The 14,815-nt window shown below is 44.6% G+C and carries 13 protein-coding genes; all 13 read right to left on the bottom strand.

Features of this window, described 5'->3' with window-relative positions; translation table 11 throughout:
- Positions 1-3,120: an efflux RND transporter permease subunit gene (locus EIZ58_RS10830; protein ID WP_134700732.1), complete on the bottom strand. Its 3,120-nt coding sequence runs from the start codon at positions 3,118-3,120 to the stop codon at positions 1-3.
- Entirely contained in the window at positions 3,117-3,590 is a 474-nt protein-coding gene (locus EIZ58_RS10825; RefSeq protein ID WP_134700730.1) for a MarR family winged helix-turn-helix transcriptional regulator, read from the bottom strand. The genes EIZ58_RS10830 and EIZ58_RS10825 overlap by 4 nt, the downstream gene beginning before the upstream one ends.
- 432 nt (positions 3,591-4,022) lie before the next feature.
- Positions 4,023-4,469, bottom strand: coding sequence for a hypothetical protein (locus tag EIZ58_RS10820; RefSeq protein ID WP_134700728.1), 447 nt, complete (start codon positions 4,467-4,469; stop codon positions 4,023-4,025).
- 103 nt (positions 4,470-4,572) lie between these two features.
- A complete protein-coding gene (locus tag EIZ58_RS10815) occupies positions 4,573-5,343 on the bottom strand; it encodes a hypothetical protein (protein WP_134700726.1) in 771 nt (256 codons plus the stop codon).
- Between the two features lie 16 nt (positions 5,344-5,359).
- Complete coding sequence (locus EIZ58_RS10810) at positions 5,360-7,777, bottom strand: heavy metal translocating P-type ATPase (protein ID WP_134700724.1); 2,418 nt, start codon at positions 7,775-7,777, stop codon at positions 5,360-5,362.
- A gap of 85 nt (positions 7,778-7,862) precedes the next feature.
- On the bottom strand, positions 7,863-8,198 hold the full coding sequence (locus EIZ58_RS10805) for a metal-sensitive transcriptional regulator (protein ID WP_134700722.1): 336 nt from the start codon (positions 8,196-8,198) through the stop codon (positions 7,863-7,865).
- A gap of 144 nt (positions 8,199-8,342) precedes the next feature.
- Positions 8,343-8,546 (bottom strand): copper chaperone CopZ, encoded by a 204-nt coding sequence (gene copZ / locus EIZ58_RS10800; protein WP_134700720.1) that lies wholly within the window; start codon positions 8,544-8,546, stop codon positions 8,343-8,345.
- Between the two features lie 232 nt (positions 8,547-8,778).
- A complete protein-coding gene (locus tag EIZ58_RS10795; RefSeq protein ID WP_134700719.1) occupies positions 8,779-9,447 on the bottom strand; it encodes an IS1 family transposase in 669 nt (222 codons plus the stop codon).
- A 236-nt stretch (positions 9,448-9,683) separates the two neighbouring features.
- Positions 9,684-10,529, bottom strand: coding sequence for a nickel import ATP-binding protein NikE (nikE, locus tag EIZ58_RS10790; protein WP_134700717.1), 846 nt, complete (start codon positions 10,527-10,529; stop codon positions 9,684-9,686).
- Between the two features lie 18 nt (positions 10,530-10,547).
- Positions 10,548-11,354: a nickel import ATP-binding protein NikD gene (nikD, locus tag EIZ58_RS10785; protein ID WP_240689007.1), complete on the bottom strand. Its 807-nt coding sequence runs from the start codon at positions 11,352-11,354 to the stop codon at positions 10,548-10,550.
- Positions 11,355-11,361: 7 nt separating this feature from the next.
- Positions 11,362-12,216, bottom strand: a complete 855-nt coding sequence (gene nikC, locus EIZ58_RS10780; protein ID WP_134700714.1) for a nickel ABC transporter permease subunit NikC — start codon at positions 12,214-12,216, stop codon at positions 11,362-11,364.
- The gene (gene nikB / locus EIZ58_RS10775) at positions 12,192-13,136 is read right to left on the bottom strand and encodes a nickel ABC transporter permease subunit NikB (RefSeq protein ID WP_134700713.1); all 945 of its coding nucleotides are present in this window, start codon (positions 13,134-13,136) and stop codon (positions 12,192-12,194) included. Before nikB ends, nikC begins: the two co-directional genes overlap by 25 nt.
- Before the next feature lie 18 nt (positions 13,137-13,154).
- Positions 13,155-14,786, bottom strand: coding sequence for a nickel ABC transporter substrate-binding protein (gene nikA, locus EIZ58_RS10770; protein ID WP_134700711.1), 1,632 nt, complete (start codon positions 14,784-14,786; stop codon positions 13,155-13,157).
- Positions 14,787-14,815: the final 29 nt, after the last annotated feature.

The raw sequence follows: 14,815 nt of genomic DNA, 5'->3' as shown, positions 1-14,815 counted from the left end.
CTAAGCCTGAACACTTGGTTCCGGACTAGTTTTCTTTGATCTGCGCTTCTTTAATTTTTGTTTCATATCATCAAATAACGTATAGACGACCGGAATCAAAATCAAGGTAATAATGGTAGAAAAACTTAAACCGAATGCTACGACAATCGCCATTGGCGCCTGACCTTCATTACCGGATCCTCCGCCAAAGGCTAAAGGCAAGATGGCCAGAATCGTGGATAGCGTCGTCATCAGAATCGGACGCAAACGGATAGGACCCGCTTTTAAGATCGCTTGGTTTCGCTCGACTCCTTCTCTCCTTAATTGATCTACGAAGTCAATTAACACGATCGCGTTATTTACTACGATCCCAATAAGCAGGATATAACCGATTAGCGCCATGACGCTAAGAGGCGTATCCATGATCAGAAGACCCGCCACGACCCCAATAAAGGTAGGAGGGATGGAGAACATGATGATAAATGGGCTTAATAAGGATTCAAACTGAGCGGCCATGACCATATAAACCAGCACAATCGACAGAAGCATAGCTAAGCCCAAACTTGTGAAGGATTCAGCCATGTCTTCACTCTGTCCGCCTACTTGCACGTAGTAGCCCTCTGGAAGTTTAATTTGGTCTATCTTGGCTTGCACATCTCTCATAATCGATCCTAAATCACGGCCGAAAATGTCACCAGAAACCTGTACCTCTTTGGTCTGATTCGCTCGTTTAATCGTTTGTGGCACATCTTCTTTGATCAACGTGGCGACAGACGTCAAAGGAATATTGGCCCCTCCTGGGGTCGTAATCCGTAATCTCTCTAAGTAACTGATGTCTTCCGTATACTGGGCTGGAAGCTTGATTCTTACATCGATTTCGTCTTCGCCTGTTCGGTATGTGGTTGCTTTTTCCCCATCGAAAGCTGTCCGTACGGCACTCATAATTTGAGAGGTATTGAGTCCGTATAAACTGGCCATCTGTGGATCTACCCGAACCTGAAACTCCTGTTGCTTGGCATCCAAGGAAGTCTCGACATTCACGGTTCCTGGAACTTCTCTGATTTCCCCTGCGATAATTTGGCTGATGTCTTCGAGCACGGATAAATCATCACCGCGGAGACTAACCTGAACCGGTGCACCCGTATCCATTCCTGACATCTCTTTTACTACGATTTCAGCACCAGCAATGGTACTTAGTTTTCCTCTCAGTTCATTTACTACTTCTTCGGAGGAACGTTCCCGTTCATTTAAATCTACTAAGAACATATACATTTCAATTCGATTACTAGAGGCAGCTCCTCCAATCGGACCTGAAGCGCCTCCCCCAACCGAGTTGAATAACATATCAAATTCAGGAGTAGCCATGGCCACTTTCTCGATTTGTTGGGAGACTTTTTCGGTTTCTTCTATGCGCGTACCCGGCGGTAATTTCGCCGTAATGGTCAGCATCCCTTGGTCCATTTTCGGGATAAATTCCATTCCAATCATGGGAACAAGAGCCCCTGCCCCAATGAAGAGCGCCACCGTTAAAGAAAGCACGGTTTTACGATGTCCAAGAGACCACTTGAGTACTTTAGAATAAACATCAACTAGCTTTTCAAAACCAATGTTAAACCACACGGCTATGTTGATTCCGCGATAGTTGCCGCTGCGGTACATATGCTCATCCGGTATTTTCTTCAGCATACGAGCGCTGAGCATTGGCACGACCATGAGAGAAACCACGAGTGCCGCGATGTGTGAGAAGATAACCGTTAGTGCAAGGGGGCCAAATAGCTCTGCTGCCAAACCTTCTACGAAAATAATCGGCAGGAATACGACGATCTGAGCTAAGGCCGATGCCATAACGGCATTTCCCACCTGCTTCGAACCTTCCTTGGCGGCCTGCAGCATGCTTTTTCCTTCTTGCCTTTGCCTAAATATATTTTCTAGAATAACGACAGCAAAGTCGACCAAGGAACCCAACCCCAGCAATAAACCACTTAACGAAATTAAATTGATCGTCTGCCCTGTAAAATACATGAGCGAGAACGTGGCGATTACAGAGATCGGCAAAACAATCGATACGACAAGCGTCGATCGAACACTATTTAAAAATAGATAGAGAATAAGAACAGCAAAACCGCCCCCTAGCAAGGCATGCTCCGCAACGGTAAAAATAGAGTCACTGATATACTTCGAGTTATCCATCACTACCGTTAGATTCATTCCTGTTGGTAAAGTGGCCTTCAGTTTTTCTATTTCATTGATAACATCCTTGGCTATGGATACGGTATTTCCCCCAGAAGCCTTGGTCACCATGAGCCCTAAAGTCGGTTCCCCATTAAAGTAACCCTTTTGTGTCATTCTCTTATATGTATCTTCGATCGTTGCAATATCCTTTAATAGGATGCTTCCACCAGCAACGGGGATAGGGGTCAATCCAAAATCTGCAATCTGTTCAAACTCTCCCTGTACTCGGATGTTGAGATTGCTCTCCCCTTGTCTAACTGAACCTGCAGCACCAGACAGGTTGGTTCCCGCGATGGCCATTCGAACCTGATCAAGTGTAATCCCATAGCTTTGCAACTTCGCCGGATCTAGCTGGACCTCTACCACACGGTCTCTTCCTCCGGTTACCGAGAGGGATGCCACTCCTGCTACTCTTTCTAAACGAGGCTTAATCACATCGTCTGCATAGCTTTTTAATGCCATTAAATCCTTGTCCCCATTCAGGGCAAGTATGATAATGGGCTGGCTGTTAGGATCTAGCCTGAGAATAAGCGGAGAACGTGCCGAGTCGGGCAGCATCCCCTTAATTTGATCGACTTTATCCCTCATATCGAGAGTGGCTTGATCTAAATCTTTTCCCCATTTAAATTGGACAATGACTTGGGAAGCCCCTTCAACGGAGTTCGAGGAAATTTTGTCGACTCCCTCGACTGACCCCAGCGCTTCTTCTATTGGTTTTGTCACCAGTTTTTCCACTTCAGCAGGTGTACCCCCGCTCACGCTAGTCGCAACTACCGCAACCGGTACATTTAATTCCGGGTAAAGATCAACCGCCATCTTAGGAATTGAGATCATTCCAAAAATAATCATAGCGATGAGGATCATCCAAACCGTTACCGGACGACGGATGGAGAACTCAGACAAATTCACACTACTTCACTCCCTCTCTTATCTTGCAATCCCTTAAGCTTCTTTTCCAGGAGTTGACTTACTAGCTGCAGCGAGCTGTACAAAGACTCTATCTGTTCTGGATCAATCTCTTGAAGATCTTCTAATAAAAAATCAATAAAAGAATTTTCACTAAGTATCGGACAATCTTTCTCTAAACGTTCCAACTGATCCGTTAGGGAGACCCATACGACGCGGCGGTCCTGATGATCTCGTCTTCGGGTGACTAGCCCATGACGCTCTAAGCGGTCCACGATTCCCGAAACCGTGCTATAAGATAAATCAATAGCCTTACTTATTTCTCCAATCGTCATTGGCTTGTCCTTAATGGTCCCAATCACTACAGCCTGTGGAAGGGTAATGCCATACTTCGACAACTCACTGGTGGTTAGAGCGATAAAGTTATGATTCCCTTTAATTAGAAGTCTGCCTATCTCCTGTAGTCGATTCATTGTACCTCCTAATAATTTCGTTAAGCGAATATTTCACAACACAAAACAAATATTACTCACTTATATATTTCCTGTCAAGGAATATTATTCCTGTAAGCAGCAGAACCCGTTATTGTGAGTATTGTCATTTAATTGAAGGGAAAAGATCGGATATGCCATCTATCAAACCAGACGATTTTGGAGGGTTACAGAAGCTTAACCATATAAATCAGCTTGTCTTAGATACGGTAGCAGAGGGGATTTTGGGGAAGAACAATCATGGCGGCTCTATTAAAATAAAAATTAAACTGAACCATGGGACTACTTTTACTATCACGTTGCCAATAGATAACCAACCAGATACCGATTGAAAGAAGGCTGCCTTGGCAGCCTTCCGGAACAATACCCCGCTAGCACCATCGGCGGCCACGGGACTAAGAACTCAGATCTATTTTATTGAAGTTGTTGTTGAGTTTGTTGTAATTGCTGTTGATTTTGTTGTTGCTGGCTCATCTGCTGTAATTGCTGTTGAGATTGAGAAATCATTTGATTCATTTGGTTTAGCATCTGGACAGATTGAACAGCTTGGTTGGATTGGTTCAAGATTTGAGTTGCTTGTTGAAGAGATTGTTGTAATTGTTGGAACGTTTGCTGCTGTTGTCTTTGTACTTGATTTGCAAACTCCCTCATTTCTTGCATGATTTGCTGTTGTCCTCGTTGATTTTGCTGCATTTGTTGAGTTCCCATTTGATTCACGGAATTAAGTTGACCTAAGGTTTGTTGCATTTGAGATAAATGATTGTGTAATGGGGCTAATTCTTCAGCAATTTCTTCTTTTGCTGCTTGTTCTACCATTTCCTCTGCTGCAGCTGCGACGATTTTTTCATCTTTCTGGGTCATTTCATATTCCTCCCTTGTTTTCGTTGGTTGTACAAAGGTATTTTTTGTTGAAATAACCATTTATATACCAAACTTTCTTGCCAGAAGAGTGCAGCCATCACCTTTATCTAACTTCGATCACAAACGGGTAGACATGGACTTGTTCTCCAAACTTGAATTCTGCCCAAAGTTTATATACACCTGGAGTCGAAAATTGTGTCTCAAATTCGGTTTTATCCTCCGCCACCGGGTGAACATGGATATAGTTTTCTCCATGTTCATCGAGGATCACAACATGACCTAAAGCCCCTAGATAAGGTTCCGGTTTAGCCTCTTTCAAGTCAAAATGAAGGATGGTCTTTTGATTCGCTTCAAACGAAGGAGTGGTTAACTCCACCGTTTGGCCATGGATGGTCTTTGTCAATTCTGTATCTACATTAAGGTTGTGATCGTGGTGCTCCGGATGACCCTGACCTACGTGAAGGTCAATCGGTTCTGGTCTATATTGCAGGCCTTTAGGTTTGATATCCACAAATACTTTGTAAGAGTCATCAGGTAAATGGATCTCCTGGGTAAACACTCCATGGTTTTTCTCTGCTGGGTGCAGATGGTAATATTCCTTAAGATCGGAACTCACGAGAATAAAATGCATCCATTTCTCATGAGAAATCTCAAGTTCCGGAACCTGGTTATTGATATCTCTTAGCTCAATGGTGATTTGGCCATTCGCATAAGATACGTTTGGCTTAACCTCACTAGTCGTGCTTTCTCCGTGGTTCTCGTGCTGATGCTGCTCCGGAGTTGGAATCTTACTGGCATACACGCTGTACCCTGCGATGACGGCCACAAGGTACACGATCGCTGAAATGCCCCAAATCATCATACTTCGTTTCATCAGTGAACCTCCTCTATTAGGACTTTAACTTTATTCTTTGAAGTCTTAGGGCGTTGAGAACAACGGATACTGAGCTAAATGCCATGGCCGCACCGGCTAACCAAGGAGCCAAGAACCCTGCTGCTGCCACGGGCACACCCAAACTGTTGTAAGCAAAAGCCCAGAAAAGATTTTGCTTAATATTAGTAATTGTCTTCTTGCTCATGTAGATGGCATCAGCAATACTGTTTAAATCCCCTCGGATAAGGGTAATGTCGGCAGCCTCCATGGCTACATCCGTACCTGTACCGATCGCCATCCCGATATCGGCGGTTGCAAGTGCCGGGGCATCGTTAATTCCATCTCCGACCATGGCCACCTTTTTACCTGCTTGTTGAAGCTTTCTCACTTCTTCTGCTTTACCTTCTGGTAAAACTTCTGCGATGACTTTCTTAATGCCAACCTGATCTGCAATCGCTTGTGCCGTTTGGGTGTTATCCCCTGTTATCATGACGACCTCTAAGCCCATGCTATGCAGACGGGAAATGGCTTCTTTTGATGTTTCCTTAATGGTATCAGCGACGGCAACCATCCCCGCAAAGTGCCCATCAATGGCAACTAACATAGCTGTTTTTCCTTGTTTCTCTAGGTTTTCCATTTGGGATAATTGAAGCTGTATATGAATATTATGTTTCGCCATCAATCTACGCGTACCGATGTATAATACTCTTCCATTCACCGTGGATTGGATGCCAAATCCAGGGATAGCTTCAAAGGCCTCAGGTGAGCCGAGTTCCAGCCCTTTTTCCTTGATTCCTTCCACGATCGCTTCAGCAAGTGGATGTTCGGAGTTTTTCTCCGCCGTACCCACCAGCGCCAAAAATTCTTTTTCATCAATGCCTTCTGCTACCATGACGTCTGTTAGGGACGGTTTCCCATTGGTAACGGTGCCTGTTTTATCAAGAATAATCGTATCGATTAAATGAGTGGTTTCTAGGTGCTCTCCGCCCTTAAATAAAATTCCAAACTCAGCTGCTCGACCGGAGCCAGCCATAATGGATGTCGGTGTAGCCAGCCCAAGCGCACAAGGACAAGCAATCACGAGGACGGCGATGAACTTTTCAAGAGCCCCCGCAAAATCCCCTGGATTTACTACAAAGTACCAGACCAGGAAGGTTACGATCGCAATCCCCACTACGATTGGTACGAAAATACCTGAAATCACGTCAGCTAAACGCTGGATCGGTGCTTTGGAGCCTTGCGCTTCTTCCACTACTTTAATGATTTGGGCTAAAGCTGTGTCTTTCCCTACTTTGGTGGCTTTGATTTTGAGAAAACCATTTTTATTAATGGTGGATCCAATGACATGATCCCCGATGGTTTTATCGACCGGAATACTTTCTCCGGTTAACATGGATTCATCTAACGCTGACCTGCCTTCGAGTATCTCCCCATCAACTGGTATTTTTTCACCCGGCTTCACATACACGATATCGCCTTTCAAGACATCTTCCATCGGTACGATCATCTCTTGCCCATCACGAACGACGGTCGCCTGTTTGGCCTGCAATCCCATTAGTTTCTTAATAGCCTCAGATGATCTGCCTTTTGCCTTGGCTTCGAATAGTTTACCTAATAAAATTAAGGTAATGAGAATGGCACTGGTTTCATAATAAAGGTCTACCATGTGGGTGCCTGTGCCCATCCACACAATACTCAGATACAAACTATAAAAATAAGCAGCCGATGTTCCTAAGGCCACCAGTACATCCATGTTGGCACTTTTATTTCTTAATGCCTTATAGGCCCCCACATAAAAGGGTTTACCCACGATAAATTGCACAGGGGTGGCCAGGGCAAATTGGACCCAAGGATTCATAAACATATCCGGCAGCCAAATGAAGGACGTAAATTCAAAGTGACTGACCATGGCCCACAACAACGGGAATGACAAGATCAGGGAGAAAAGAAACTTCCCTTGTTGTTTTTCGATTTCACGATGACGATGATCAACGGTTTCCCCTGTTTTTTCTTGTTTAGGTTCAAGGGTATATCCTAATCGTTTGATTGCTTCTTTCATATCAGGAATCGAGACTTGGTCTGGATTGTATTCTACTAGGGCTGTTTCTAGCGCAAAGTTTACGGTAGCCTTTTCCACACCTTCTAATTTGTTTAAACGCTTTTCAATTCGGTTCGCGCAAGCGGCACAGGTCATTCCTGTAACTTCAAACTCCGCTTTATCGCTTACCACGTTATACCCTAAGGATTGGACTTTCTCCCTCAGTTTGGATACGTCGGTTTTATCTGAGTCGTATTTAATGTTGGTTTTCTCAAGGGCAAAGTTTACGTTTGCGTCTTCTACGCCTTCTAGCTTTTTCAATCCTTTTTCGATTCTTATTGCACATGCGGCACAAGTCATTCCTTCTATTTTTAGGGTTGCTTCCTTTTGGCTCATGGTTCTCACTCCCGTCTATAAACCGTACCCCTATAGGGTATATTTTAAGGTAAAAATAACTCCCTTTCGCAAAAGGGAACGATGATTATTTCATTAATTTGTTCATTGTCTTTAGTAGCTCATCAATTACTTCATGATTTCCTTCTTTAATTTGTTCAATCACGCAGCTCTTCATGTGCCCCTCTAACAGAAGCTTCCCTACACTGTTCAAAGCGGATTGAATGGCTGCAATTTGATTCAAAACATCATCACAATAGACATCCCGTTCAATCATGCCTTTTACTCCACGGATCTGTCCTTCAATTCGATTCAACCGAGCGGCAAGATTGGTTTTCACTTTATCGGAATGATGACTGGTTCGTTCCTCACCGGTTGAGGAGCAATGGTCATTTTCTATTTTGATAGGGTCAATGGATTCCATGTTTTCACTCCTTTTTGTATACACTATAGCATACCCCCATTAGGTACACCATACCCCTTTTCTTCCTAAAAGCACAGCCCTTTACTTTTGCACTCTTAGGGAGAAAACCAAGCCCCTCTTCGGCGCTCGGAATCTCCTGTTTTCCTAGTTTACGTCGTATCCTTGATCTTCAATAACATCTTTGATCTTCTCTACAGTGACATTGGCTTCGTCGAACTCTACGGAAACGGTTTTCGCAGCCAAATCCACTTTCGCATTAATCCCTAGTTCTTTTTTTAATGATCCTTCAATCGCGGCAACACAATGGCCACAAGACATACCTTCTACGTTTAACGTTACGGCTTTCATGCTTCATCCTCCTCGGTTAGATATCGTTCATGAGTTTATTATATACTATACCCCCATAAGGTATCAAGTGGCTTTTAAAAAATTTCTGCTCTTGCCTATTTTTAGCTTTCCCATTGTTTGTTTCGTTTATCTTCGTTGGTATGAACGGAATCTAGGGGTAATCTTCGGGTGAGGGGGGCTATAGTGCTTTTTGCTTTATTTTTTAAAGAGAATTGTGGATAAGTAACAAAGATTAGGCTACCCGTACATTGTCGTACGTTTGCCTAATAGAAGGGGTGCACACCTTTAATAATAGATTTTTCATAGCAACTAGCCTCTTTTCTGTTCTTGCTCGATCTACAAATCTAAACCAAGCCACGTATCGATAAAGATACTTTTTGCCAATACAAAAGAAAGGGGAAATCCAGTAGGAAAAATCCCTAGACTCATAGAATTCAACAGCAACTATAGGTGGGTAGGCAAATACCCAAATAAACTTCATGTCCTCTGGGTACTTTTCTCTGACATCATCGACAGGTGCTTTCCCCAGCTTATCAAGGACATGAATAATTTTATGACGCCAGTAAAAAAGGGTTACATAGCTTACCCCTAGAATCATCGCACTATGCTGAAGCGAACGGCCTTCCATCATGCATTCTAAGAATTTTATCCATTTGTCCGGAAAGTGAGTGCCATGCAATGGCGTATTGGTAAAGTCGTTGAAGGTTCTGCTGCAATCTTTACACTTATACCGTTGACGGTCGCGATACATGCCATATCGCACAATAGAGAGGCTTTCGCAGTGGGGACAGTGAAGAGGGTTCGTTTGTTTTTGTTCCTTAACAAGACCTAAAAGCTGTTCACACGTTTCCTTGTCCATGTATCGATTAAAAAACTTCCTGAGGCGAGACAGAGCATACATAGTGACCCCTCCTTCTTCAATTAGGAACATTTGTTCTTATTTTATCATTTCACTTCCCTCTTGTCCATCCACAATGTTCTTTAAAAAATAAAGCTATAACACTACTACTACCCACCCTTCAAACGCTGAATTTACACAAAAGCGGAGCCATACAAATGGAAAAAAGCCTTGAAGCATCTTCCACTTTGGCTGCGCAAAAAGAAAACAGGAACAGCAAAAGCTGTCCCTGTTTAACTTTAGTTTGCCTCTCTTCGCGTTTGTCTGAAGGAATTCCCATCCCGTAAAATAGAGCGCTGTCTAGGATGCTCAGAAAGCATGGAAGAAAGCAGATTTTTCACTGCAGGATGGTGAGAAGAAAAAATATGATTCTTATCAAGACATAGTTCGACCAGTTCCCCTTTTTCCATCACAGCCAAGACATCAGAAATGGAGTAAGCCGCTTTAATGTCATGCGTGATAAAAAGGTAAGAAAGACCGAAGACCGTTTTTAATTCTCTTAATAAGCTCAAAATATGCGTCTGATTCACCATATCCAGACTGCTTACTGATTCATCCAATACAATAAGCTTCGGCTTTAACGCGATGGCTCTTGCAATGTTGATTCGCTGCAGCTGTCCGCCGCTGAATTGGCGAGGATATTTCTTCATATCAACGGATTGAAGCCCGACCTGTTCCAGCAGTTCCGCAATCGTTCGTTTCAGCTCGGAAGCAGACAGTCTCTCGTAATTTTCCAACGGTTCTGCGATAATCTGTTCCGCCGTCATTCGTGGATTGACCGCGGAGTAACAATCCTGAAACACGACTTGAAGATCCCGACGAAGCCGCTTACGGGTATGTGAGTCCATCTGGTAGAGGTCCTGTCCTTGAAAAAGAACCGAGCCTTTTTGTGGCTTTTCCAATCCAAGAATCACTCGGCCCAACGTACTCTTGCCTGCACCACTAGTCCCTAAAAGCCCCATACACATCCCTTCTTCTAAGGAAAGGGACACATTAGAAAGAATCGTGGCTTGACGGGGCGAGCGCCAAAAAAAACGAGATGAACCATAGCTATAAGTAACTTCCTTCACTTGCAGCAAACTCATGGGAGTCAACCCCTTTTATCAAACTAACTTCGGTCTCGCATGCAACAGTTTTTTCGTATATTCATGCTGAGGATGATCGAACAGCTGGAAAACATCCGCTTTTTCAACGATCCGTCCCTTGTAGATGACAGCCACTTCATCTGCGAGTTCGGATATGACGCCTAGATCATGAGAAATCAAGAGAATGGACGTCCCGCATTCCGAGCGAAGTCGATCCAGCTGCCTCAGCACTTGCAACTGATTCGTCACATCCAGGGCCGTTGTTGGTTCATCTGCAATCACAACAGATGGGCGCAGGCACATCGAAATCGCAATCATGACCCGCTGAAGCATCCCTCCGCTCATTTGAAAAGGATACTTCCGCATCAGCTCGTAGGGCTGTGGTAGATTCACCGCATCCATCGAGTCTACCGCCAGCTCCATCGCTTGCTTTTTCGTCAGAGCGGAATGGGTTCGAATCGTTTCAATGAACTGATCCCCAATCGTATGCACCGGTACAAAGGCATTCATGGGATTCTGCATAATAAAGCCGATTTCCTTCCCCCGAATAGCTCGCATGTCCTCCGCTCTCAACCCGTTAATCTCACGGCCATGCAATCGGATACTTCCTTCCACACTGGTAGTTTTCCGGTCGAGAAGCTGAAGCAGGGACATACAGGTAATGGTTTTACCGCTGCCGCTTTCTCCCACAAGACCCAGCACCTCGCCGGGTTTTATCGCAAAATCAATATCCTGAACCAAGGGAAGCATTCCCTGCTCCGACTTTATCTTGACGTTTAAAGCGCGCACCTGCAATACATAATGATCCTGCATTAATCGTCTCATTCCTTCTTTAGTAACGTCGTTTTACGCCAAATCGATCCGATAAAGCTTCGCCCAACACGTTAAAGGTCATGACCACCAGGAAAATCATGATCCCCGGGTACAGCATGAGTTCCGGATGGCTTCGTATAAACGATTTGCCTTCATGAATCATCGCTCCCCACTCTGGAGTAGGGGGCTGAATGCCAAGCCCAAGGAACGACAGAGCAGAAATATCCATAATCGCCCACCCCATTTCCAACGTTCCCATGACGAGAATCGGAGGAAGAATATTCGGGATCATATGCCGCCTAATTATTTTCCATGGTGAGGAACCGCTAATTCGAGCTGCCGTAATAAAATTCTGCTCCTTCAAACTCACAACCATGTTGCGAAACATTCGAGCGTAATACACCCACTGCACTAGCATTAACGCCAAAACCACCTGCCACAGTCCAGGGCCTAATAAACCCACAATCCCAAGGACGAGCACGAGATTGGGAAACGCCATAACGCCCTCACAGAACCGCATTAAGACACTATCCACCCAGCCCCCTTTGTAACCGGCAATCGTTCCGACCAGTAGTCCGATCCCTAAAGAAGCGATGAAAATCAAGGTGGCAAAGCCTAATGAAACCCGGGCCCCATATAGAATGCGCGACAACGTACAGCGGCCCAAATGATCAGTGCCCAGCGGATATTCCAATGAAGGAGGTCGCAGCTTAAGGGCTAAATTCACCTGAATGGGATCATTCGGCGCAATCCATGGAGCCAAAATGGCCATCATGAAAAAAATCAATAAAATGACCGAGCATACGACCACGGTCTTCTCACTCTTGAGGACGATACGAACACTCGCAATCAATGGTCGGTCCTTCCTTTCCATGAAATACGGGGATCCATGTACAATTGCACAAGATCCACAATCAAATTGCACACAATGAACAAGCAAGCGGCTAGGAACACGTAGCATTGGATCACGGGCAGATCCCGATTAAAAATGGCATCGACAAAATAGCGTCCGAACCCTGGCCACGAAAACACTTGCTCCACAATAATCGTTCCCGTAAGCAATTTACCCAGATTCATACCTAGACTTGTAATCAGGGGTGAGATGGCAATTTTCAGCACATGCTTGACCATGATGACTCTTTCTTTAATCCCTCGCGTTCTCGCGTATAAAACATAAGACTCCTGAAGTTGTTCTAGCACACTTGCACGCAACAGTCGGGTATAGATCGCGATCAAGGCCAAGGATAGGGTAACCGTCGGCAGGACGAGATGCTGTAGAGAACCCCTTCCTTCTACCGGAAACAAATCAAGTTTGACAGAAAAGAAAAAAATCAATAAATACCCAAGCCAAAACTGGGGAATGGAAGCTCCGAAAAAAGAGAGAAGCCTGCTGAACGTATCAATCAGGCTGTTTTTATATACGGCTGACAAAAAACCGAGTGGAATGCTAATGATAATCGCGAGCAAAATACTGCTAACGGCCAGTTGAATCGTCGCAGGCATTTTGCCAGTCACCTCATCCCAGACGGGCTCATTCGTTAGATAAGATTTGCCGAAATCAAGTCGGCAAATCTTTATGACGGTCTCCACATATTGAACAATCAGAGGCTGATCTAAACCGAATTCCTTCCTTTTCTCAGCCAGAATCTCTTCTGAGGGATGAATTTGGGCTGCGGCCAAATACGCTTCTGCAGGATCCACCGGTGACATCCGAATCAGCAAAAACATGATGAGAATAGCAAAGAGAACGATCGGAATGATAGCGAGAACCCGCTTTGCGATATAGCTAACCATGGATGGCCTCCCTACCCTTTACTTGCTCGTATCAATCCCTTGGAACGGATGTTCATCTCGATTCGCTGGGAAGATGAAGTCTGTCACTTTCTCTTGGTAAACAACGGTTTTCTTGATATAAGAAATAGGCACAATAGCGGATTGCTCCTGCAGGGTCTTTAGGATCGATCCGTAAAGCTCTTGGCGCTGCGCCTCATCGGTAGAAGCAAGAGCTGCTCTTACTTGTTGATCCAAATCTTGTTTCATGGGCAGGCTAGAATGGGCTTCGGAAACGCCCCATCCTTTTTCCGCTACAACATTGATAAAAGAATGTGGATCATATGGTGCTCCATAGTTGTACCAGAAATCCAGATCGAATTCACCTGCTTTGCGTCGCTTAATTTGAACCGTTAATTCTAGACCCGTAATGTTCAGCTTGACACCAATAGCCGCCCATTCCGCTTGCATGGTTTCCGCCATCGCTTTTTGAATCGGGTCCGTCTTATCGTAGATTAATTCCAACTCAAGGGCTTGGCCATCCTTTTCCCTTACGGTTTTTCCAGCAGGCTGCTTCCAACCAGCCTCTTCAAGATAAGCCGTTGCTTTTTCCACATTGTAATCGATCGGCTCTACGTTAATATTGGTATAGGGGAAGTTTTTGGATAAGATGTTATCCGCTTTCTCCTCCAAACCTAGTGTAATTCCTTCCACCATGGCCTGTTTGTTAAATCCGTGATGCAGGGCTAGACGCACACGAGAATCAGCTAGCTTTTCGTTTGTTGAATTTAACAGCAAGCTTCGGGTTCCCACAGGCTGGGACAGAGCCGTTACGTATTTTCCGGATTCTTTCAATTGACTAAAAGAATCCATACTGATAACGCCTTCCCCATAGATCAAATCCAATTCCCCTTTTTCAAAGGCCATCACGCGCGTTTCTGGGTCCGGAATAATCTTTACAGTTACTTTTTCGATCTTTGGGCTTTCGCCCCAGTAATTCGGGTTGCGAGTAAACACGGCGTATTCATCTTTCTTATAATCGGCTAGTATCCAAGGTCCGGTACCCACGGATTCTTTTACGCCCTTCGAAGTGTCGCCATCATCTGGGAATCCTGCCTCACCTAGGAATCGAACCGGACGAACCAACGATAAGTCCTGCAATGCTGGATAATAAGGTTCCTTTAACGTCATTTTGAAAGTCAGTTCATCCACAACCTCGGTCTTTTCCAAGGCATTGATTACACCGAGCCAGCTATGCGATTTGGAATTTAACATCACGGCGTCGAAGTTCTTTTTCACGATAGCTGCGTTAAAAGGGGTCCCGTCCGAAAATTTAACATTAGGACGGATCTTGAAGGTATATTCTTTACCGTCCTCCGATATGGACCATGATTCAGCCAAGTGAGGCGCTAACTCGCCACCTTCCTTGTAGCTAATCAAGGGTTCATAAATCATAGATTGAGCAAACAATTGTGAAGGGTTATAAACATGAGGATTCATGGTCCCAATATCTCTTGGCCAAGAAACCGTGATAGACTTCTCGGTTTGTACGGCTTGCGTTGTTTCTTCTTTAGCCGTCGTTGCCACTTCTTTCTCCGCGCATCCGACAAGAGCTACAGACATGAAAATACTCATGACAGAAAGTAATAATGTCTTCCTTTTTGACTTAATCATGATAGAGTAATTCCCTTCGAATAAAAGTA

Origin of the sequence: Ammoniphilus sp. YIM 78166 (genome assembly GCF_004522215.1) — a bacterium.
Taxonomy (GTDB): domain Bacteria; phylum Bacillota; class Bacilli; order Aneurinibacillales; family RAOX-1; genus YIM-78166.
The sequence above is the reverse complement of the archived record's forward strand: the minus strand, read 5'-3'. Positions and strand labels throughout refer to the sequence as shown.